The 19,500-nt window shown below is 63.5% G+C and carries 17 protein-coding genes; 11 read left to right on the top strand and 6 right to left on the bottom strand.

Annotated elements, in window-relative coordinates:
- Window positions 1-74 precede the first annotated feature (74 nt).
- From KDB76_RS15845 to KDB76_RS29860, 5 genes are all read left to right on the top strand, one after another.
- Window positions 75-1,385 (top strand): citrate-proton symporter, encoded by a 1,311-nt coding sequence (locus tag KDB76_RS15845; RefSeq protein ID WP_013972735.1) that lies wholly within the window; start codon window positions 75-77, stop codon window positions 1,383-1,385.
- Window positions 1,385-2,839, top strand: coding sequence for an amidase (locus tag KDB76_RS15840; RefSeq protein WP_162472732.1), 1,455 nt, complete (start codon window positions 1,385-1,387; stop codon window positions 2,837-2,839). The genes KDB76_RS15845 and KDB76_RS15840 overlap by 1 nt, the downstream gene beginning before the upstream one ends.
- Window positions 2,840-2,904: 65 nt before the next feature.
- Window positions 2,905-3,678 carry a helix-turn-helix domain-containing protein gene (locus tag KDB76_RS15835; RefSeq protein ID WP_024087170.1) on the top strand — a complete coding sequence of 258 codons (774 nt, stop codon included), beginning with the start codon at window positions 2,905-2,907 and terminating at the stop codon, window positions 3,676-3,678.
- Window positions 3,679-4,009: 331 nt separating this feature from the next.
- Window positions 4,010-4,318, top strand: a complete 309-nt coding sequence (locus tag KDB76_RS29865; RefSeq protein ID WP_024086157.1) for a transposase — start codon at window positions 4,010-4,012, stop codon at window positions 4,316-4,318.
- Between the two features lie 182 nt (window positions 4,319-4,500).
- Complete coding sequence (locus tag KDB76_RS29860; RefSeq protein WP_249206205.1) at window positions 4,501-5,157, top strand: IS3 family transposase; 657 nt, start codon at window positions 4,501-4,503, stop codon at window positions 5,155-5,157.
- A gap of 223 nt (window positions 5,158-5,380) precedes the next feature.
- Here KDB76_RS29860 and KDB76_RS15825 read toward each other — a convergent pair whose 3' ends face one another.
- The gene (locus KDB76_RS15825) at window positions 5,381-6,334 is read right to left on the bottom strand and encodes an IS110 family transposase (RefSeq protein ID WP_013973518.1); all 954 of its coding nucleotides are present in this window, start codon (window positions 6,332-6,334) and stop codon (window positions 5,381-5,383) included.
- 267 nt (window positions 6,335-6,601) lie between these two features.
- Window positions 6,602-7,513 carry a LysR substrate-binding domain-containing protein gene (locus tag KDB76_RS15820; RefSeq protein ID WP_003260483.1) on the bottom strand — a complete coding sequence of 304 codons (912 nt, stop codon included), beginning with the start codon at window positions 7,511-7,513 and terminating at the stop codon, window positions 6,602-6,604.
- Window positions 7,514-7,815: 302 nt separating this feature from the next.
- Here KDB76_RS15820 and KDB76_RS15815 point away from each other — a divergent pair, with 302 nt between their 5' ends.
- Window positions 7,816-8,766, top strand: a complete 951-nt coding sequence (locus tag KDB76_RS15815; RefSeq protein ID WP_013970357.1) for an IS110 family transposase — start codon at window positions 7,816-7,818, stop codon at window positions 8,764-8,766.
- Window positions 8,767-8,973: 207 nt separating this feature from the next.
- Here the strand turns inward: KDB76_RS15815 and KDB76_RS15810 are convergent, their stop codons facing one another.
- Both KDB76_RS15810 and KDB76_RS15805 read right to left on the bottom strand, forming a co-directional pair.
- Window positions 8,974-9,630 (bottom strand): HAD family phosphatase, encoded by a 657-nt coding sequence (locus KDB76_RS15810; protein WP_024087169.1) that lies wholly within the window; start codon window positions 9,628-9,630, stop codon window positions 8,974-8,976.
- A 343-nt stretch (window positions 9,631-9,973) separates the two neighbouring features.
- Window positions 9,974-10,873, bottom strand: coding sequence for a LysR substrate-binding domain-containing protein (locus KDB76_RS15805; RefSeq protein ID WP_013972729.1), 900 nt, complete (start codon window positions 10,871-10,873; stop codon window positions 9,974-9,976).
- A 212-nt stretch (window positions 10,874-11,085) separates the two neighbouring features.
- Between KDB76_RS15805 and KDB76_RS15800 the strand changes: the two genes are divergently transcribed.
- The 5 genes from KDB76_RS15800 to KDB76_RS15780 all read left to right on the top strand — a co-directional run bounded on the left by KDB76_RS15800 (window position 11,086) and on the right by KDB76_RS15780 (window position 17,515).
- A complete protein-coding gene (locus tag KDB76_RS15800) occupies window positions 11,086-11,694 on the top strand; it encodes a LysE family translocator (RefSeq protein ID WP_024087167.1) in 609 nt (202 codons plus the stop codon).
- Between the two features lie 81 nt (window positions 11,695-11,775).
- Window positions 11,776-12,393 (top strand): transcriptional repressor LexA, encoded by a 618-nt coding sequence (gene lexA / locus KDB76_RS15795; protein ID WP_025339260.1) that lies wholly within the window; start codon window positions 11,776-11,778, stop codon window positions 12,391-12,393.
- Complete coding sequence (gene imuA, locus KDB76_RS15790) at window positions 12,393-13,013, top strand: translesion DNA synthesis-associated protein ImuA (RefSeq protein ID WP_013972726.1); 621 nt, start codon at window positions 12,393-12,395, stop codon at window positions 13,011-13,013. The genes lexA and imuA overlap by 1 nt, the downstream gene beginning before the upstream one ends.
- A gap of 6 nt (window positions 13,014-13,019) precedes the next feature.
- The gene (locus KDB76_RS15785; RefSeq protein ID WP_038409680.1) at window positions 13,020-14,438 is read left to right on the top strand and encodes a DNA polymerase Y family protein; all 1,419 of its coding nucleotides are present in this window, start codon (window positions 13,020-13,022) and stop codon (window positions 14,436-14,438) included.
- A complete protein-coding gene (locus KDB76_RS15780) occupies window positions 14,435-17,515 on the top strand; it encodes an error-prone DNA polymerase (RefSeq protein WP_038409679.1) in 3,081 nt (1,026 codons plus the stop codon). Before KDB76_RS15785 ends, KDB76_RS15780 begins: the two co-directional genes overlap by 4 nt.
- Before the next feature lie 172 nt (window positions 17,516-17,687).
- Here KDB76_RS15780 and KDB76_RS15775 read toward each other — a convergent pair whose 3' ends face one another.
- Together KDB76_RS15775 and KDB76_RS15770 are read right to left on the bottom strand one after the other, a co-directional pair.
- Entirely contained in the window at window positions 17,688-18,509 is an 822-nt protein-coding gene (locus KDB76_RS15775; protein ID WP_038409678.1) for an aldo/keto reductase, read from the bottom strand.
- Complete coding sequence (locus tag KDB76_RS15770; protein ID WP_013972722.1) at window positions 18,497-19,402, bottom strand: LysR family transcriptional regulator; 906 nt, start codon at window positions 19,400-19,402, stop codon at window positions 18,497-18,499. Before KDB76_RS15770 ends, KDB76_RS15775 begins: the two co-directional genes overlap by 13 nt.
- Between the last annotated feature and the right edge of the window lie 98 nt (window positions 19,403-19,500).

Genomic DNA, 19,500 nt, shown 5'->3' with positions numbered 1-19,500 from the left:
TTTGACGACTGCCGCTGGAACCCGGGCGCGACCGCGCCTGGGCGATCACCCAATCATTGTGTGGAGTGTTTCCTATGCAGACTTCGAGCACCGGCGTGTCGCGTACCCGGCAAGTGGTCGCCGCCGTCATCGGCAACGCCCTGGAGTGGTATGACTTTATCGTGTACGGCTTTCTGGCCAGCATCATCGCCCGGCAGTTCTTCCCCTCCGACGACGAATACGCCTCGCTGCTGATGGCCCTGGCCACCTTCGGCGTCGGCTTTTTCATGCGCCCGGTGGGCGGCGTGCTGCTGGGCATGTATTCCGACCGCAAGGGCCGCAAGGCGGCGATGCAGATGATCATCCGGCTGATGACCGTCTCCATTGCCATGATCGTCTTTGCACCCGACTACCTGGCCATCGGCATGGCCGCGCCGATGCTGATCGTGGTGGCGCGCATGCTGCAGGGTTTTGCCACCGGCGGCGAGTACGCCAGCGCCACGGCCTTTCTGGTGGAGAGCGCGCCGGCCCACCGCAAGGGCCTGTATGGCTCGTGGCAGTTGGTGGGGCAGTGCCTGGCGGTGTTCTCCGGGGCGGCGATGGTGGCCTTGGTCACCCACCTGTGCACGCCAGCGGCGCTGGACAGCTGGGGCTGGCGTATCCCGTTCGTGCTTGGCCTGCTGATCGGCCCGGTGGGGCTGTGGATTCGCAAGCACATGGAAGAGCCCGAGGAATTCATCGAGGCGCGCCGCCAGGCCAAGGGCCAGTCGCCCAGCCTGTGGCAGGTGCTGCGTGAGCATCGGCGCAGCCTGTTGGTATCGATGGGTCTGGCCTGTGGCGCGACGGTGTCGTTCTACGTGGTGCTGGTGAACATGCCGACCTTCGCCCACAAGAACCTCGGGCTGCCGCTGGACCAGGTGCTGCTGGTGCAGATGCTTGCGGTTGGGCTGATGACCGTGGTGATCCCGCTGTCCGGGGCGTTGTCTGACCGGCTGGGGCGGCGCCCGGTGCTGATGGCCTTCACCCTGGCGTTCTTCGTCATGGTCTACCCGTTGTATGTGTGGGTGGCTGCCGCGCCGTCGCTGGAGCGCCTGCTGGTGATGCAACTGCTGCTGTGCACCGCCATCGGTGGCTTCTTCGGGCCGGCGCCCACGGCCCTGGCCGAGCAGTTCCCGGTCGAGGTGCGTTCTACCGGTGTGTCGGTGGCCTATAACGTGGCGGTGATGGTGTTCGGCGGCTTCGCCCCGTTGATCGTCACCTGGCTGAGCAAGGTGCTCGGTACCCCGGTGGCGCCATCGTTCTACGTGCTGTTCGCCTGCCTGCTGACACTGCTGGGCACCTATTGCCTGAAAGAAGCCCCACGCGCGGGCAAGCCTGCCGCTTTCAACCTTGGAGTGAAACCGTGATGCCGCTAGCCATCGACCCCATCGTTGCCCTCGATGCCGAGGCATTGTCCCGGGCCATCCATGCCCGCCAGATATCGTGCCGGGAGGTGATGCAGGCTTATCTGGCGCACATCGAACGCTTCAACCCGCAGGTAAACGCGCTGGTGTCGCTGCGCCCGGCCGAGGCGCTGCTGGCCGAGGCCGATGAGCGTGACCGCGAGCTGGGCCGGGGCCATTCGCGCGGCTGGATGCATGGCATGCCCCAGGCGATCAAGGACCTGGCTGCCACTGCCGGGCTGCGCACCACGTTGGGCTCGCCGCTGTTCGCCGAGCAGGTGCCCGAGCAGGACGCGATCAGTGTGGCGCGGGTGCGGGCCAGTGGTGCGCTGATCGTGGGCAAGAGCAATGTGCCGGAATTCGGCCTTGGTTCGCAGACCTACAACACCCTGTTCGGCACCACCACCAACGCCTACGACCCGGGCAAGGTGGCCGGGGGTAGCAGCGGTGGGGCGGCGGCGGCGCTGGCCATGCGCCTGCTGCCGGTCGCCGATGGCAGCGACATGATGGGCTCGCTGCGCAACCCGGCGGCGTTCAACAACGTGTATGGCCTGCGCCCGTCGCAGGGCCGCGTTCCCCACGGGCCGGCGCCGGAACTGTTCGTGCAGCAGCTGGCCACCGAGGGGCCGATGGGCCGCAGTGTGGTGGATGTGGCGCGGCTGTTGTCGACCCAGGCGGGCTTCGATGCGCGGGCGCCGTTGTCGCTGGGCGAGGGCCGGCGCGATTTTGCCGCCGGGTTGCAGCGCGATTTTCGCGGCGTGCGGGTTGGCTGGCTGGGCGACTACGACGGTTACCTGGCGATGGATGACGGGGTACTGGGCCTGTGCGAAGCGGCCCTGGCAGACTTCGCCGAACTTGGCTGCCGGGTCGAGGCCTGCCAGCCGGCGTTCGACATGGCGCGTTTGTGGCAGTGCTGGCTGACCCATCGCCACTTCCTGGTGCACGGCAACCTCGCTGCGGCCTATGCCGACCCGGGCAAGCGCGCGCTGCTCAAGCCCGAGGCGCAGTGGGAGGTGGAGGGTGGCCTGCAACTGAGCGCGGCAGCGGTGTACCAGGCTTCGGTGGCCCGCAGCGACTGGTACCGCGCGCTGGGCAAGCTGTTCGAGCGTTACGATTACCTGCTGTTGCCATCGGCCCAGGTGTTCCCATTCGATGCATGGCAACCGTGGCCAACGGTGGTCGGTGGGCGGGCGATGGACACCTATCACCGCTGGATGGAAGTGGTGATTGGGCCGACCCTGGCCGGCTTGCCTAGCATCAGCGTACCGGTCGGTTTCAACGCTGCCGGGTTGCCCATGGGCCTGCAGATCATCGGCCCGGCCCAGGCCGACCATGCGGTGTTGCAGCTGGCCCATGCCCATGAACAGCTCACCCGTTGGGTAGCGCGGCGCGCACCCCGGAGCCTGCAAGCGCCATGAAACCACTGGGCAGGCGCGGATCTTGCTGGCTATCCTGACCATCCAGTTACAGGGAGGTCACACTCATGGGCATCACGGCAGACAGTGGCGGCGTGCGTTCGGTGGAACGGGCGCTGGCCATCGTCGACCTGCTTGGCGAACACCAGGCGCTGGGCCTGGAAGAACTGCATTACCTGACGGCGCTGCCCAAGGCCACGGTGTCGCGCATGCTCGCCACCTTGCAGGAGCAGGGCTGGGTTTACCGCGGCCTCAGCGACAGGCGTTACCGGCTGTGCGCGCGGCGCCTGTTCGGTGACCGCCAGCTGCGTTTCAAACGGCGCCTGGTGGAACACGCCGCGCCCATGCTACTGGAATTGAGCGAACGCACCGGGCTGGTGGCCGACCTGTCGTGTTTCGACGGCGAGCGGCTGGAGGTGATGGAAAGCGCTGTGCCCCAAGTATTGCGCAAGCGTTACCCGCACACCTGCCAGATCGTCGGGCATCATGCCAGCCTGTTCCACTCGGCGATGGGACGGGCATGCCTGGGTGAGTTGGCGGTCGATGAAGTGCAGCGCCTGGCGGCCCATGAGCGGGTGGGCGACGAGACGGTGCTGCGCGATATCGAGGAGGAAGCGAACAAGGGGTTCGGCCAGCGCACCGAAGGGCACTGGGAGTACCCGGTGCGCTTGCCGTTCCTGATCCGCGCCATTGCCCTGCCGGTGCATGCCGAAGGGCGCCTGGCCGGGAGCATTGCCTTGCACTGGCCGCTGGACCAGGCGCCGGTGGAGCGGGTGTTGAACCTGCACCTGAACAGCCTGGCTACAACGGTGGGGGAGGTGCAGCGGGCCCTGATTGCTTGAGTCAGCCTGTACCGGCCTCTTCGCGGGTAAACCCGCTCCCACAGGGAATGTGCATTGCCCGAGGCCTGCTCGGTACCTGTGGGAGCGGGTTTACCCGCGAAGAGGCCAGTGCAGCAAACAACAAAACCACAGGGAATGTGCATTGCCCGAGGCTTGCTCGGTACCTGTGGGAGCGGGTTACCCACGAAGAGGCCAGTGCAGCAAACAACAAAACCACAGGGAATGTGCATTGCCCGAGGCCTGCTCGGTACCTGTGGGAGCGGGTTTGAACTGGCCTAATGATCCCGGACACCTCTTAAGGGCGATATGATTCGCCCAATCAGGAGGTTCCATGCAAGAACGAAAGACCTACACCCGCGAGTTCAAGCAACGTGCTGCCAGCATGGTCCTTGATGACCACTGCTCGATTCCCGACGTCTGCGCCTCAATGGACGTCGGCCCTACAGCCCTGCGCCGCTGGGTTGATCAGGTGCGTAAAGAGCGACACAAGGGCCAGCCAGTAGCCGGTACCAAAGCGATCAGCGACGAACAGCGCGAGCTCCAGCAGCTGCGAGCCAAGATCAAGCGCCTGGAGACCGAGGCTGAAATCTTAAAAAAGGCTACGGCTCTCTTGATGTCGGATCCCGATCGTTTTTCCTGATTGAGGAACTGAGAGAGTCAGGCTCGTATCCGACCAGCCTTCTTTGCAGTGCGCTGAGCGTATCCCGTAGCGCGTTTTATGACTGGCTTCGCCGTCGTTCAACACCGAATACCAAGCGTGACGAACTCTGAGAGAAAGTAGTTCAGCTGCACGTCGAAAGCAGGGGAAGCGCGGGCGCGAGAATGATCTCTGAGTACCTGAAGGCCCAGCAGCTCAAGGTGGGACGGTATCTGGCCGGAAAACTCATGGAGGAGGCAAATCTGGAAAGCAAGCAGCGTCGTCCTCATCGGAATCGCTCCAAAGGTGTTGAAGCGTTTGTGGCCAAGAACCTGCTCGAACGCAACTTTGAGCCAACAGCAATTAACCAGGTCTGGTGCGGTGACGTGACCAGTTTGATGGTCGGGAAGCGCTGGTATCACCTGGCAGTAGTGATTGACTTGTTTGCGCGTCGGATCGTTGGCTGGGCGTTTTCCCTGATCAACGACGCCAACTTGGTTAGCAAGGCACTGAGGATGGCAGTAGGGGTTAGGGGCAAGCATACAGGCTTGATGTTTCACTCGGATCAAGGCTGCCAATACACCAGCCAGCGCTTCCAGTCCGAGCTGCTTGAGCATGGCATAACGCAGAGCATGAGTCGCAGGGGACAATGCTGGGACAACGCACCAACAGAGCGTTTCTTTGGAACGCTCAAGTCAGAATGGGTGCCGCCCAAGGGCTACAAGGAAATTGAAGAAGCCAAGCAGGACATGACCAGCTTCTTCATGCGATACAACCGAATCAGGCTCCACAGCTACAACGACTACCTGTCACCAATAGCTATGGAGCAGCAGGCGGCTTGATCACCGTAACCGGTGTCCGGAAATACTTGACCAGAACAGTTTACCCGCGAAGAGGCCAGTACAGCAAACAACAAAACCACAGGGAATGTGCATTGCCCGAGGCCTGCTCGGTACCTGTGGGAGCGGGTTTACCCGCGAAGAGGCCAGTGCAGCAAACAACAAAACCACAGGGAATGTGCATTGCCCGAGGTCTGCTCGGTACCTGTGGGAGATTCTATGGTTTTCAGCAAGCCAGTTTCGCGCCTTTAGTGACGTATTCGTCCTGATTTTTCATCAGGGCGAATGCCACCCGCGCGAGCTTTCTTGCCAGGATTACCAACGCTTGGGTTGTTGCTTTACCACTGCTCCGATGCTGTTCGTAAAGCCCTTTCCAGGCTGCCGATCTGCTGGCCGCCATCGCAGCGTTGTGCAATAAGCGACGAATTTCTGAACAACCTCGCTTGGTGAGGCGACGTCGCCCATTCTTCTGCCCGGAATCACTGACTCGTAAATCCATTCCTAGGAATGCAATGTACGAGTCACTGCTTTTGAACTCGCCCCTTGTAAAAGCCATCACCAATGCTGCGGCGGTGAGAAAACCAATGCCCTCTACTGCCTGGCAGCGAGCGACTTGTTCCTGTAGCCCAGCGTCTCGCAGTACTTCTTTAATCTTCTTTTGAATCAACTGATCCAGCCGATCTATCGACTTCACAAAAGTTTCGAAGGCGGCTTTCAAAAGGCTTTCGTTAGCCCAGCTCTGAGTCATTGCAGTACGAGCAGTCACCAAGGCGGCTCTGCGTCGCAAGAGGCTCTGAAGCTTGCCGTAGACAGCGGGAGGCGGGCTCCAAGGGCGAAGGTCCTCGCCTTCATTTTTTAAAAAACGGGACAACAACCGAGCATCGGAGGGGTCGGTTTTAACCCGTCCCCCAACACTTTTCCGGTAGTTGCTCAATTGAAAACCATCGATGACATAGACCTCGAAGCCTAGGCTGTGGGCCAATTCAACCAGGTCCAAGTGGTAGACATTGGTCGCCTCAACAGCGATAGCGGTGTTGAGGGTTTGTTGCTTGAGCCACCTTCTGATCTCGAGTTTGGAGTTTTTCAGCCTGATGATCTCGTCGCGATCATCGTGGTGGATAACCAGCTCAGCCTTCGCGACATCCGCACCCACGATCAACTTACCTACCTGCATTGCCATGGGCGGCTCCTCACGTTATGGTTTTTCGGCTTGAAGGGGTTTCACCAAGAGGCGCTGGCTTGCTTCTATCGTCGCTTGCAAACGATGCATTCTTTATCGGCGCTTTGGTGGAAGGGGTGGGGCGATGTCTCCCACGGTCTGTACTGCTGTGAACAGTCAGAATCGGGCATTTAGTCCCACCACCCCTTCAAGTCTAACCATACAAGCGGGTTCACCCGCGAAGAGGCCAGTGCAGCAAACAACAAAAGAAGCTGTGTCCGCAGCCCTTCAGCGCTCCAGGCTGTACATCCGGCACTCTGCCAGCAACGCCAGCAGGTTCGGCTCCCGCTCCCGCGCCTTGAGGAACACCACGCCAATATGCTGCTGCAAGCGATATTGCGGCTTCAGGGCAATCAACCTGACCCGGTTTTCATACACCGCTGCGATCCGCCCAGGCAGCAAGGCAAAGCCCACGCCCGAGCTGACCATGCTCAGCAGGGTGAAGATATCGTTCACCTGCATGGCTACCTTGGGTTCGAAGCCGGCCTGCTGGAACACCCGGGCACCATCGCGGTGGGTGGCAAAGCCCTGGGTCAGGGTGATGAAGGTGGAGTCGGCCAGGTCGGCCAGGTCCACCTCGGCCTGCTCGGCGAAGGGTGAATCGATGGGCACGGCAAGGAAGATGTCGTCGGAGAACAGCGGTAACTGCTCGCAGGCCGGGTCGCTGACGCTTTCGTCGAGCGACACGAGGATGGCCTCCAGTTCGTGGTTCTTCAGGCGCTGCAGCAGGTCGACGTTGGAGCCCAGGGTCAGGTCGATGTTGAGTTCGCTGCGGCGCAGCTTGAGGCCCATGACTAGCTTGGGTACGGTTTTCACCGTCAGCGAGTAGAGCGCGCCCAGGCGGAAGCGCTCGGCGTAGAAGCCGGCGGCCTCGCGGGTAAGGCGGACCATCTGCTCGGCGTCCTGGATCAGCTGGCGGGCTTTCTTTTCCAGCACGTAGGCGCTTTCCAGCGGGATCAGCTGGCGGCCTTCATGCTTGAACAGCGGGCAGCGCAGTGCGCTTTCCAGCGAGTGGATGGCGCGGTGCACGCTGACGGCACTGGTGGCCAGCTCCGCGGCGGCGCGGCCGAGGTTGCCGGTGCGCATGAAGGCGAGGAAGGTTTCCAGCTTCTTGAGGGTCAGTTCTTCGTCGATCAGCATGGGTTGACCTGGGTGTGCACAATGGCTGGGGCATGCATATTGCCTTGAAATTTTGGGGCCGCTTCGCAGCCCATCGCCGGCAAGCCAGCTTGTGTCTTCAAGGTCTCTTAAACTCGAAAGGGTGAGAGCAGTGGATGGCAGACTGAAAGCCAGGTGTGCTCTAAAGCACGAGTGGGAGCCTAGTCGCCATCCACCTCCCACTCTGACCTAAGCCCGAACAGTTGAATGAGTGGCGAACTCGCAGTCACAAGCTAGGGCTAAGTCAGAGTGCTCTCACTTCTTGAGTGTAAGAGGGCTTGGCGATGATTTCCTACTTCGTTGGTCTCGACGTTTCGAAAGCGACTCTGGATGTGGGCTTTCTTCCTGAAAGTATTCCCCAGTTCCAGGTCAGGAATGACTCTGAGGGCTTTGCGCAACTGATCGCATGCCTGAACGAGCTTGAGGTCGAACGGGTCTTGCTGGAAGCCACCGGTGGCTATGAACGGGCCGTATTCAAAGCCTTGCGACTGGAGGGGTTGAACGTCGTCAGGGTCAACCCCAGGCGCTGTCGGGACTATGCGAGTGCCATGGGCAAAATTGCCAAGACTGACAAGATCGACGCCCAGATGCTGGCGCGGTTTGCCAGGGACTTCGAGGACTTGCCGCAGATAGAGCCTAATCAAGATCGGGATGAACTGGGAGAGCTCATCAAACTCCGTGGCAATCTTGTCCAGCATCGGGATGATGACAAGCGTCGGATGAAACAAACCACTTCAGCTACGGCCATTACCGTTTATACCGAGCATGTCGCTTACCTGAATGATCAGATTAAGGCCTTGGACAAGGCGATTGAGCGTGCCTCGAACGTGCTGGATCGCACGACAGCCATGCGGCTAAGGTCTGTGAAAGGGATTGGCGTCATCAGTTGTGGCACCTTCATGGCCTACCTACCTGAGCTGGGAAGCGTGACGGGGCGCGAAATTGCAGCCTTGGCTGGGTTAGCGCCGTACAACAAAGACAGCGGCAAGAAGAGTGGCCCGAGGAAGATCGAAGGCGGGCGTTACAGAGTCCGCAAGGCGGCCTACATGTCGATCTGGTCAATGATCCAGCATGTCCCAGAAGTTAGAACCCGCTATGAAGCCCTGATAGCCCGAGGCAAGCGCGCAAAAGTTGCCGCAGTGGCGTGCATGCGCGTGTTGCTGGTGCGCCTGAACGCAATGCTGCGTGACGGAACGGAGTGGAAAGAGCTCAAGCCTCAGGTACCCGCACCCTGATCACGAACGAGGATCGATTTTCTACAAATGCGGGCTTCGCCAGCGACACCGCTACGCGGTATCGAGCGAAGCCCTGCCCGAATGGCACGCTTGAAAATAAATTTCTAAAGACAGTTGCTCCCACAGGGACAGCGCACGGCTTGAGGCCGATGCGGTCGAGGTGGGAGCTGGCTTGCCGGCGATGAGGCGCGAAGCGGCCCCGTATGCTCATTGCATGGATCCGATCAAGGTCCACAACGCTGGGTCGTTGAAGTCACGGACAACCAGCTTCGCCCCCGCCGCCAGCAACCGCTCCGGCGTCTGCGTAGTGGCCACGCCCACGGTAAAGATCCCAGCGCCACTCGCGGCCGCCACCCCCGGCAGCGAATCCTCGAAGGCCAGTGCCTGCCCGGCCTCGGCACCCAGCCGCTGCAACCCGGTCAGGTAAGGCAGCGGGTCCGGCTTGGGCCGTGCCAGTTCCTCTGCCACCAGCACGTGCGCGAAGCGCTGGCCCAGGCCCATGGCGTTCAACATGTGCTCGGCGTTCAGCCGCGGTGCGTTGGTCACCACGCACATGCCGATGTCACGAGCCTGGGCATGTTCCAGCAGGCGCACTAGGCCCGGCATCGGCTCAAGAGCCGGCGACATGTCGCGGAACAGCGCCTCCTTGCGGTCGGCCAGCACCTGGCACTGCTCGGCACTGGCACCGGCAAACAGCTCGGCGAACAGCTCGCCGTTGGCGCGGCCGCTGACCTGGGCATCGAACTGCGCCTGGCTCAGCTCGCGGCCGTCATGCTCGCGCAGCAGTTGGCGAAAGGCCTGCAGATGCAAGGTGTCAGTGTCGGTGAGGGTTCCGTCGAGGTCGAACAGCAGGGCAGTCAGCATTGGGTATCCAGGTCCAAAATCATGGGCGGGCCAGAAGGGAGATTCTTTGCCTTTGGAGTCACGTCAACTACGCGACTTCCTGAGTGTACTGGAGTACGGCAGCCTTGGCAGAGCTGTGCTCGAACGCGAGGTTGACGCCTGCGCGTCAAGTCAGCAACTGCCAAAGCTGGAAAGCCAACCGAGTAACCGGCCGTTGGCACGCTCCGGCTTTCGAAGTTTGGTCATCAGTTCTGGTTGGCGTAGGTGGCTGGGCGCAGGTAGCTGATCTTCTCTATTGGAGCGCTGCATAGCCGCAAATATTGTGTGGATCGCTGCGAGGGCTGATATGTTTGCCGCGCACCGATCAAGGAAGTGCACAGGTGTCATGCTGGAGCCGAGAGAGCATCCAGTCGATAAATACCTGGGTCTCGGCGACCGCATCTTTCGATACCCCATAGTAGTAGCGAGTCAGGGGCAGTCGTAGATGAGGCAGCGGGTTGTGCAGTCGGCCGGTGGCAAGATCCTTGCCCAGCAGCGTGGCCGGGCACAGCGCCAGGCCAAGGCCGTCGACGGCAGCTTGCAGCACCAGGTGCATGTGATCGAACTGCAGCGCTGGCCGTTGTCTTGCCTGGCTGACACCGGCCAGCTTGCACCAGGCCTGCCAATCCCCATTACGTGTCCTGCCCGAGAGCAGGGTATGGCGCAGCACATCCGACGGCGCCTGAACCGGTATCGCTTCCAGAAGAGAAGGCGCGGCAACCAGCAGCAGCTCGTCCTCGAACAGCATGTTCGGTTCCAGATTGGCCGCCCAGCCTGCGCTGCCACGGCGCACCACCAGATCGAAGGCCTCACGCGAGGGGTCAGGGGCCAGGATGCTGGTCACAATCTCGGGCTGAATCTCTGGAAACTGCGTCATGAATTCGGGTAACCGAGGGATCAGCCAGCGCACGGCAAAGGACGGGCGCACATTGATGATCACCTTGCGCGATGCACTGCTTCGGGCCAGGGCCTGAGTGGCGTTGGCGATTTGCGCCAGGCCCAGGCTGATCTGTTCATAGTAAGCCTGGCCGCTCGGGGTGAGTACCGACTGCCGATTTCGGCGTTCGAACAACATTATGCCCAGGTGCTCTTCGAGCAGGCGTATATGGCGGCTGACAGCACTGTGGGTGACGTGCAGCTCCTCGGCGGCACGGCTGAAGCTCTGGTGTCGCGCGGCCGAGGCAAAGGCCCGGAGGGCATTCAAGGGTGGGAGGTCGCTGATCATATGTCTAATTTTGTCACATCAGGGGCGCAAATAAAGCGTTTGTCAGCGATGGTGTTTCACGCCACTCTGACGCCGCTCTGTTCTGGTCTTCGTCCATGTGCGCAACAAGTATCCGCTTCTTTGCTGATCGGACTTCGCTGTGTGCGGCATTGATCCTCGGGTGCCGTTGGCGGCCCTAACGCTCTTCAGTTCAATGCCAGGAGGCATTTTGCATGGCTAGCTATGGATTGTTCCTTGTCCTCGCGACTTTCACCGTGTTAAGCCCCGGTCCCGGGGTAGTGCTGACCCTCTCCAACGCCCTGCGCCACGGCTGGGGCGGAGCGCTGCCGGGGATCTTTGGCATCGCTTTGGGCGCTTTCATCGTCGCCGGGCTCTCGGCCAGCAGCGTGGGGTTGGTCCTGGCGACCTCGGCAACGGCGTTCACCGTGCTCAAGTACGTCGGCGCGTTGTACCTGTTGTACTTGGGGGGAAAAATGTGGCGCACCCAGCGTTTCATTCCGGAGTTTACCGTGACCGCCACGCAACCCTGGCGGCGCCTGGTCGAAGCGTTGTCGATCCAACTGCTGAATCCCAAGGCTGGTTTCTTCTTCCTGGCGGTGTTTCCACAATTCATCAGTCCCCAGGACAACTACTACCGCCAGTTCTTCCTGCTGGTTTCATCCTACGCGTTGCTGGTCGTGCTGGTACACACCGGTTATGCGCTGATGGCCAATAGCGCCAGGGGCTGGCTGTCGAGCGACCGCGGTGCGCGAATTGTCGGCAAAATCTCCGGCATCACCTTTTTCTGTTTTGGTGTTCTGATGGCCTCGGCCAGCAAATGAACTGCTGCCCGTCACAATTGCATCGCAGCCGCCAAGCCGTCGACGAAGGGGGCTGTTCAGCGTGCTCTAAAAAGAGTACAAATGTGCTCCATGGACAATCTTACCCCAAAACGCCGCGCCATCTTCGAGTTCATCCGTGAGCGCATCGCCGACCACGGCCAGCCGCCGAGCCTGGCCGATATCGCCACGCGCTTCGGTTTTGCCTCGCGCAGCGTGGCGCGCAAGCACATCACCGCCCTGTGCCAGGCCGGCTACATCGACGTCACGCCGAACCAGGCGCGGGGCATACGCCTGGCCGAACGGCTGCGCCGCCCGGAAATCCTCGAAGTGCCGGTGCTGGGCCAGGTGGCGGCAGGCGCCCCCATCGGCCCGGACCTCGACATTCACGAGCAACTGCTGCTCGACCCCAGCCTGTTCCGCCGTACCCCCGACTACCTGCTGAAGGTGCGTGGCGACTCGATGATCGACGACGGCATTTTCGATGGCGATCTGGTCGGCATCCTCCAGCAGGCCGACGCCCGCGATGGCCAGATCGTGGTCGCGCGCCTGGACGGCGAGGTGACCATCAAGCGCCTGCAGCGCCAGGGTGGCAATTACCGGCTGTTGCCACGCAACCCGGCCTATGCGCCCATCGATGTGCGGCCTGAACAGGAATTCTTCATCGAAGGCGTGTTCTGCGGCTTGCTGAGGCGTGACTGATGGGCGCGGTGGTCGACCTCGACAGGTTGCTCGACCAGCGCCGGGTATGGCGCGGTCGGCAGGCCCAGGCGCGGCCGCTCGGCCTGCAGCCCACGGGCCATGCCGCCCTTGACCAATGCCTGCCGGAAGGTGGCTGGCCGGCGGCTGCGCTCAGCGAACTGTTGCTGGCCAGCCCCGGCTGTGGCGAATTGCAGCTGATGTGGCCGACCCTGGCCCGCTTGAGCGCTGAAGCCAGCCGAATCGTGCTGGTGGCACCGCCATTCATTCCTTACGCCCCGGCCTGGCAGGCCGCGGGGGTGGACCTGCGCTGGCTGGTACAGGTGGACGCCGAACCTGCCGATGCCCTGTGGGCCGCCGAGCAGTGCCTGCGCTCCGGCAGTTGCGCGGCGGTGCTGTGCTGGCCGGAACGTGCCGATGACCGCGCCCTGCGGCGCCTGCAGGTGGCTGCCGAAACCGGCCAGGCGCTGGCCTTCGCCTGCCGGCCGCAACAGGCGGCGCACAACCCTTCGCCCGCAGCGCTGCGCATTGCCGTCGACACCCGCCCGGCACAATGGCGCGTGCTGAAAAGCCGTGGCGGCATGCCACCGGCGCTGCCCATCGCCTGCCCGGGGCGGGGCTGATGCAACATGCTCTGGGCCTGCATCCTGCTTCCGCAGCTGGCGCTGGACACGGTCCTGCGTGAGCGTGACGACCCCGATACCCCCCTGGTGCTGCTTGGCGGGCCGACCCAGCGACGTGTGCTGCAGGCGGTCAACCCGGCGGCGGCGGCGCTCGGCCTGCGGGCCGGGCAAACCCTGACGGCGGCGCGTGCGCTGGCCGATGGCTTCAGCTGCGTCGAAGCCGACCCCAGGCGCATCGACCAGGTGCAGCAGTTGCTGGCAGCCTGGGCCTACCGCTTCAGTGCCCAGGTCAGCCTGCACTACCCACGGGCGCTGTTGCTGGAGGTGGGTTCCAGCCTGCAGCTGTTCGGCCCCTGGCCGCTGTTCGAGGCCCGCCTGCGCCAGGAGCTGGCGGAGCTGGGCTTGCGCCAACGCATCGTCCTGGCCAGCAACCCGGTGGCGGCGCGCATGCTCGCCAATGCTCACGATGGCCTGGCCGTGATGGATGCCGATGCCACCCGTGCGGCGCTGCTGGGCATGCCCATCGAGCGTATCGGCCTGCCTGCGCAGGCTGCCGAGGCCTTTGCCCGCATGGGCCTGCGCCAGTTGAGCCAGGTGCTGGCCTTGCCCCGCGACAGCCTGGCCAGGCGCTTTCCGGCCCAGGTGCAGCTGCACCTTGACCAGTTGCTCGGCCTGCGCAACCTGGGGCTGGGCTTCTACCAGCCCCCGGACCGTTTCGAGACCCGGCTGGAGCTGAACTTCGACGTCGAATCACACCAGGCCCTGCTGTTCCCGCTGCGGCGCATGCTCAACGACCTTGCCGCGTTCCTCGCCGGGCGTGACTGTGGCGTGCAGCGTTTCTGCCTGCACCTGGAGCATGCCGAGGGGCCGGATACCTTGCTGAAGGTAGGCCTGCTGGCCGCCGAACGCGATGCTGCGATGCTGTTCGAACTGGCGCGCGGGCGCCTGGAGCCGCTACGCATTCCCGCACCTGTGCGCAACCTGCGGCTGGTTGCCGAGGACCTGCCACCCTTCGTGCCGCAACACCAGGCATTGTTCGACCCGCGTGCGCAGCAGGCGCAACCTTGGGAACAATTGCGCGAACGGCTACGCGCCCGCCTGGGGGATGAGGCGGTCAAGGGCCTGAGCGCGGCAGCCGATCATCGCCCCGAATGCGCCTGGCAAGCGGTAGAGCAGGGTGCCCAGGGCAACATGCCGGTCGTTCCTGGCAGCCGCCCTGGCTGGCTGCTGTCGGCCCCCATGGCGCTGGACGAAGGCGGCTATCGCCTGCAAGGCCATGCCGAGCGCATCGAGTCGGGCTGGTGGGATGGCGGCGATGTGCGCCGCGACTATTACCGCATCGAAACCCGCGACGGCCTGCGCGGCTGGGCCTACCGCGACCTGGGCAAGGCCGGCCCGTTGTGGCTGCAGGGCTGGTTCGCATGAACACCCCGGGTTATGCCGAGCTGCACTGCCTGTCCAACTTCAGCTTCCAGCGCGGCGCGTCGAGCGCCGACGAGCTGTTCCGGCGCGCGCGTGAACAGGGCTACCAGGCGCTGGCGATCACCGACGAATGCACCCTGGCCGGTATCGTCCGTGCCTGGCAGGCGGCCAAGGAACACCAGCTGCGGCTGATCGTGGGCAGTGAAGTGCAGTTGCAGGACGGCCCCAGGCTGGTGCTGCTGGTGCAGGACCTGGCCGGCTACCAGAACCTGTGCGCGCTGATCACCCGGGCCCGGCGGCGGGCGCAGAAGGGCGAGTACCAACTGTTTCGCGATGACCTGCAGCAGCACCATCAGGGCCTGCTGGCATTGTGGGTAGCCGATGACAGCGGCGATGCCACCCCCGGGCAGTGGCTGCACGGCGTGTTCGGTGAGCGTCTGTGGCTGGCGGTGCACCTGCACCGCGGCAGTGACGATACCTTGCGTCTTGAACGCTTGCGCGGCCTGGCGGCCAGGGTCGGCATCCGCGCCGTGGCCTGTGGCGACGTGCACATGCACGTGCGCGGTCGCCGCGCCCTGCAAGATTGCATGACCGCCATTCGCCAGCATTGCCTGGTGGCCGAGGCCGGGCGCTTCCTGTTTGCCAATGGCGAGCGGCACCTGCGCAGCCAGGCACAACTGGGCGAGCTCTATCCCGCCGACCTGCTGGCCGAGACCCTGGCCATCGCTGCGCGCTGCCAGTTCGAGCTGAGCGAATTGAAATACCAGTACCCCTGCGAACTGGTGCCCCAGGGGCATACCCCGGCGAGCTGGTTGCGCGAATTGTGCCAGCAGGGTTTGCCGTTGCGCTGGCCAGCCGGGCCGAGCAGCAAGGTGCGGGATGTGCTGGCCAAGGAGCTGGCGCTGATCGAGGAGCTGGGCTACGAAAGCTACTTCCTGACTGTGCACGACATTGTCGCCTTCGCCCGCAGCCAGCGCATTCTGTGCCAGGGGCGGGGCTCGGCAGCCAACTCGGTGGTGTGCTTCGTGCTGGGCATCACCGAGCTCGACCCCATGCAACACCACCTGTTGTTCGAGCGCTTCCTGTCGCGCGAGCGCAACGAGCCGCCGGACATCGACGTGGACTTCGAGCACGACCGGCGCGAGGAGGTGATCCAGTATGTGTTCCGTCGCTATGGCCGGCACCGGGCGGCGCTCACTGCGGTGGTCAACACCTACCATGCCGCCGGTGCGGTGCGGGATGTGGCGCGGGTGCTGGGGCTGCCCGCCGACCAGGTGGACGCCCTGGCCAAGTGCTGTGGCCGCTGGAGCGATCGCATACCCGACGACCAGCGCCTGGCCGAGGCCGGCTTCGAGGCGGGCAGCCCTTCGCTGCGCCGGGTACTGGTGCTGGCCGGCGAACTGATCGGCTTCCCTCGGCACCTGTCACAGCACCCGGGCGGCTTCGTCATCTCGCAGCAACCCTTGGACGAGCTGGTGCCGGTGGAGAATGCCGCGATGCCGGAGCGCACGGTGATCCAGTGGGACAAGGACGACCTGGACATGGTAGGCCTGCTCAAGGTCGACGTGCTGGCGCTGGGCATGCTCAGCGCCTTGCGCCGTTGCTTCGACCTGCTGCAACGCCACCGTGGCCGGCACCTGACCCTGGCGACCATCCCCGCCGAAGACCCGGCTACCTACGCGATGATCAGCCGTGCCGAGACCATGGGCGTGTTCCAGATCGAATCGCGCGCGCAAATGGCCATGTTGCCGCGGCTTCGGCCGGAAAAGTTCTACGACCTGGTCATCGAGGTGGCCATCGTCCGCCCCGGGCCGATCCAGGGCGACATGGTCCACCCTTACCTGCGCCGGCGCCTGAAGCAGGAACCGGTGACCTATCCCTCGCCGCAACTGAAGGCAGTGTTCGAGCGCACCCTGGGTGTGCCGCTGTTCCAGGAGCAGGTAATGGAGCTGGCGATGGTCGCGGCCGACTACACCCCGGGCGAGGCCGACCAGTTGCGCCGCAGCATGGCCGCCTGGAAGCGTCACGGCGGCCTGGAGCCGCACCGCGAGCGGCTGGTGCAGGGCATGTTGCGCAATGGTTATGACCTGGCGTTTGCCGAGCGCATCTTCGAGCAGATCAAGGGCTTTGGCAGTTATGGCTTTCCGGAATCGCACGCGGCCAGTTTTGCCTTGTTGTGCTACGCCAGCAGCTGGCTCAAGTGCCATGAACCGGCGATTTTCACCTGCGCGCTGGTCAACAGCTGGCCCATGGGTTTCTACAGCCCCGACCAGTTGCTGCAAGAGGCCCGGCGCCAGGGTATCGAGGTCAGGCCGGTCGATGTGTGCCACAGTGACTGGGACTGCACGCTCGAGCCTGAGCCTGGAGAGGTGCTGGCCATTCGCATGGGCTTGCGCCTGGTACGCGGCTTTGCCGAGGCCGACGCCAGGCGCCTGGAGCAGGCGAGGGCGCAGCGGCCATGGCGCGATGTCGAAGACCTGTGCCTGCGTGCCGGGCTCGATTCGCGAGCCCGGGCCCAGTTGGCCGATGCCGGCGCGCTGCGCGCCTTGGCCAGGGACCGGCACCAGGCGCGCTGGCAGGTGGCGGCGGTGCAGCCGCAGCTGCCTTTGTTCGCCGATATCGAAGCCTTGCCGGAAAGTACCGTCGAACTGCCCGTCCCCAGTGTGGCAGAGGACCTGATGGCCGATTACCAGACCCTGGGTACCACGCTTGGGCCGCATCCCCTGACCTTGTTGCGCTCACGCCTGCGGGCCCTGGGCTGTCGCAGTTCGCGCGAGCTGCAAGATGTCGGGCATGGTGACAACATTGCCGTGGCCGGGCTGGTGGTGGGCCGCCAGCGGCCACAGACCGCCAGCGGCGTGACCTTCGTCACCCTGGAGGACGAGCACGGCATGGTCAATGTGGTGGTGTGGCGGGATCTTGCCGAACGGCAGCGGCGGGCACTGGTGGGGGCGCAGTTGCTCAAGGTCAGCGGGCGGCTGGAGCAGGAGAATGGCGTGCGCCACCTGATAGCACGGCGGTTGGAGGATGTGAGCCCGCTGTTGCAAGGGCTGGATGTACGCAGCCGGGATTTCCATTGATCCCCGGCACCTCACGCAAAACCCTGATTTTTGCGCGGTCCCTGTGGGAGCGGCTTTAGCCGCGAACACCGGCGCAGCCGGTGCCATGCACCGCGCTGGATTCTTCGCGGCTAAAGCCGCTCCCACAGGATATGAGGATTACTTGCGAATTCAGTTCTCTTCGCGACAGTCGCTACACCATCGCCAACCGCTGCTTGCGCGTCGGTGCCGGGAACGCCCGGTCGATCGCCCGCAGGTCTTCGCCGGTCAGGGTCAGCGCACCCGCAGCGGCATTCAACCGCACATGCTCGGGCGTCACGGCCTTGGGGATGGCTATCACCCCGTCATTGCGTGTCACCCACGCCAGGCTGACCTGGGCCACCGTGGCCCCATGGCGCTCGGCGATTTCCGCCAGCACCGGGTGCTGCAGCAGGCGCCCGGCCTGGGCCAGCGGGCAGTAGGCCATGGTCGGCAGCGCACGCTTTTCGCACCACGGCAACAGGTCGAACTCGATGCCACGCTGGGCCGGGTTGTACAGCACCTGGTTGGTGTCGCAATCGGGGTTGTGCAATTCGCGCAGGTCGTCGACATCGAAATTGGAAACACCCCAGCGCTTGATCTTGCCTTGCTCGCGCAAGCGCTCGAACGCTTCGACGGTTTCTTCCAGTGGGTGCTGGCCGCGCCAGTGCAGCAGGTACAGGTCGATGCAGTCGGTGCCCAGGCGGGTGAGGCTGCGCTCGCAGGCGGCGGCCATGGCGCGCAGGCTGGCATTGTGCGGATACACCTTGCTGACCAGGAACACCTGGTCGCGGCGCCCGGCAATGGCCTGGCCAACCACTTCTTCCGCGCCACCTTCGGCATACATCTCGGCGGTATCGATCAGGCTCAGCCCAAGTTCGATACCCTGTTGCAGGGCCGCCACCTCGGCCGCCTTGCGAGCCGGATCTTCACCCATGTACCAGGTGCCCTGGCCGATGGCCGGAACGCTCGAACCTGCCAGTTTCACGTAACGCATGTCACCTCCGGGATGCGGGTATTGGAAAGCAGTACCTCGAGCAGCGCTTGCGCTGCCGTGGAAAGCTTGTGTTCGCTAAGAGCAATCACACCGATGCGGCGCTCGACCGTGGGCTCGACCAAGGGCACGCAGCGGGCGCCAAGCTCCTGCATCTGATTGATGCAAAGTGCCGGCACGGCACTGACCCCCAGCCCACTGGCGACCATGCGCCCGACGGTAGACAACTGATGGCTCTCGAAAGCCACCGCGAGTTTGCCGTGGCGGGCGGCCACGTTCTGCTCCATCAGCAGGCGCACCGCCGAAGGGCGTTGCAGGGCCACGAAGTCTTCGGCAAGCAACTGTGCCCAGCTGACCTGAGGCAGCTGCGCCAAGGGCGAATCGGCGGGCACCACGGCGACGAAACGGTCCATGTACAACGGGTGGAAATCCAGGCCATCGTTGTTGTCGGGTTCGAAGCCGATGCCCAGTTCGACGCGGCGATGGCGCACCAGTTCCTGCACCTGTTCGTTGATCACATCGTGCACCGTGACGTTGACCTTCGGGTAACGCTGGCGAAATACCTTCAGCGAGTGGGGCAGCAGGTTGCCGGCAAAGGCCGGCATGGCCGCCACCGAAACCCGGCCCAGTTGCAGGGTGAAACGCTGGCGCAGCATTTCTTCGGTGTCGTCCCAGTCGGCCAGCAGGCGCCGTGCCAGCGGCAGCAGCACCTCGCCCTCGGCAGTCAGGCTGACGCTGCGCGTGGTGCGGCTGAGCAGGGCGCCGCCAAGGTTTTCTTCCAGGGCCTTGATGGTCAGGCTCAGTGCCGGTTGCGAGACATGCAGGTGTTCACCGGCCTGAGCGAAGCTCTGGTACTTGGCCACAGCGACAAAGGCGCGCAGTTGCTTGACGTTCATGACAGGCCTGTTGGTTGTTTTGCAAAAGTTATGAATCGATGATGAAAACAAAATTAACAAATCAGTCGCTTGCGGTGAAGATGTCCCCACACGCTCAC

It is taken from the genome of Pseudomonas sp. JS425 (assembly GCF_018223845.1).
Lineage (GTDB): Bacteria > Pseudomonadota > Gammaproteobacteria > Pseudomonadales > Pseudomonadaceae > Aquipseudomonas > Aquipseudomonas asiatica.
Note: the sequence above shows the minus strand (reverse complement) of the source record. Positions and strands in the feature narration are given on the sequence as shown.